This window comes from Pseudoxanthomonas sp. LjRoot204_2, from assembly GCF_056175765.1.
Genome location: NZ_JBGFFG010000519.1, coordinates 1 through 2,075, shown reverse-complemented (window position 1 = coordinate 2,075; position 2,075 = coordinate 1). Strand labels below are relative to the sequence as shown.

At 69.7% G+C, this 2,075-nt stretch carries 2 protein-coding genes and 1 pseudogene; 2 read left to right on the top strand and 1 reads right to left on the bottom strand.

Features of this window, described 5'->3' with window-relative positions; all coding sequences use genetic code 11:
* Positions 1–617, top strand: a pseudogene (locus tag AC04L7_RS17400) (hypothetical protein); the annotation flags it as partial.
* 140 nt (positions 618–757) lie between these two features.
* On the top strand, positions 758–1,510 hold the full coding sequence (locus tag AC04L7_RS17395) for a hypothetical protein (RefSeq protein WP_435998834.1): 753 nt from the start codon (positions 758–760) through the stop codon (positions 1,508–1,510).
* 217 nt (positions 1,511–1,727) lie between these two features.
* Here AC04L7_RS17395 and AC04L7_RS17390 read toward each other — a convergent pair.
* Positions 1,728–2,075: LuxR C-terminal-related transcriptional regulator (locus AC04L7_RS17390; RefSeq protein WP_475513530.1), on the bottom strand; the 348-nt coding region annotated here is incomplete at its 5' end.

Here is a 2,075-nt window from a genome sequence, read left to right as displayed (position 1 = left end):
CACCGGTCGTGGCGACTGCGGCCACTGCATCCGACGCCCAAGCGGACGTCGCCCCCGCTCCCGCGAGCGTGCCTGCACCGGTCGTGACCGAGGCGGTCGCAGCCGTCGAGGTCATCGACGCAGTGAAGGCAGAAGCCGCGCGCATCCAGCCCGAGGTGACCGCCACCGTGCAGCATGAGACCCCGGCCGCGGTCGCCATCGTCGAGACGGTGAAGGCCGAGATCGCCGCGGAACCGGCCCCCGTGGTCGTCGAGGCCGTCGCGACGGTAGCGCCGGTCGCCGCCGTCGAGACGGCGGACACGCAGGTGGAGACCCCGGCGATCGCCGCCGTGCGTAGCGAGCCCGTGCAGATCGATCTGGTCGATGCCGTGAACGAGGCCACCGTCGCCGATACCGAAGCAGCGGTGGTGCCCGCAGCACCGACGACGCCCCCGGTCGTGCCGAAGCCCATCAGCGCGCCGGCCACCGGCTCGCTGTTCTTCGTCGCCGATGCAGACACGCCGCCGTCGGTCACGCGCAGCCTGTTCGAACCGGTGGTCACACCGGCCAAGCCTGCCGACGGGATCGCCGCGGCCGACGGTCAGGACGATGACAGCACGGAAGAGCGCAGCGCCTGACGCGCCGCGTTTCCTGGCGTGAACACACACTGGCCGCGCAAGCGGCCAGTGTCGTTTCAGGGCGCCGGACACCAGCGGGTGGCAGTGACGCAATGATGCGAATACAGTCGTTCCATGTTCCCAGTGCATGGATGCCTGTCATGAAGCGACCCTCCCTGCCTGCACGCGCGGCGCGTGTCCTGGTCGCCGTCGCGGCGGCCACCCTCCTGTCCACGCCGCCGCTCCCGGCCGACGCCCAGCAGCGCAGCGTCGGGGGATGGACCGAGGGGCCCTACCAGATGAAGGGCACGGGCGGCGCGCAGTCGCTCCTGTTCGAGTGGACCTTCCTCGATGTGTACTGCATCGACATGCCCCCCATCCGACCGGCCCGGGATGTCGTGCACGGCACGTTGGGCGGCGGCGCGATCTCGTTCTACCGCCTGCGTTACGAGAACGATATGAGCGCCTACGTGGTCACCTCCACCTTGCCGAGAGACCGCAGTGCCGCCGACGAGTACCGCGGGCTGCTGCAGCGCGAATACAACAACTCGCGCGCCGTCACTGCGGTCGCGTCGGCCGACCGCTACCGCGTGGATACCGGCACATCCTCGTTCGGCCCCACGGTGCGGCTGCGGCTGCTGAATATCGGCGACGATGACCCGGACGCACCCTTCCCGGTTGCACGTCCCCTGTTGAACGCACCCGACGAACCGCTCCATTCGCTCTCCGTGCACCGCCTGTTCGTGCACGGCGGCAGCCGTTACGAGATCGCGGTGCTGGGTGTGCCCGCCGTAGGCGAAGCGCGCGCCGCGCTGGAGACACGCGCCACGCAGCTTGCCGACGCCATGGTGGACTCGCTGCAGACCTGCACCGCGGCGATGGAAGCAAGAACAGAGGCGCAGCCTGCGCGCTAGCGCCCATCCTCACGCACGCCTGGCATTCCATGCGTGCGCCGGAATGACGGCGTCGTGGTCGAATCGGTCAGTCCACCGCCGATCCGCGGACGCCAAGCCCCGTTGCTGCCTGCATGTCGTATCGCGGCTCGAACAGGCCATGGATTCCCTCCTGCGCGGGAGTGACCTCTGAGGACGACCCAAGGCGCGCCCGCTCCGTCCGCGCGTTGCCGGTCGCTCAGAGCGACCGTGTCGGGTCCATCAGGCCCCACTGAGCGGCCAAGCGCGCCAGGGCGATGTTGTCCTGCACGCCGGTCTTCTCGAACAGGCGCGTCTTGTGCGTGTTGACCGTCTTCGCGCTGAGGTTGAGCCGGCGCGCGATCTCTTCCTGGCGCATGCCCTGCGTGAGCAGCATGGCGACTTCCAGTTCGCGCGGCGATAGCGCATCGAATGGCGACGCGTCGCCGCCCACGGTGTGCAGCGCCAGGTTCTGCGCCACGTTGCTGCCCAGGTAGCGCTTGCCGCGGGCGACATCGCGCACGGCGCGGATCAGCTCGGTGGCGTCGCCGGCCTTGCCCAGGTAGCC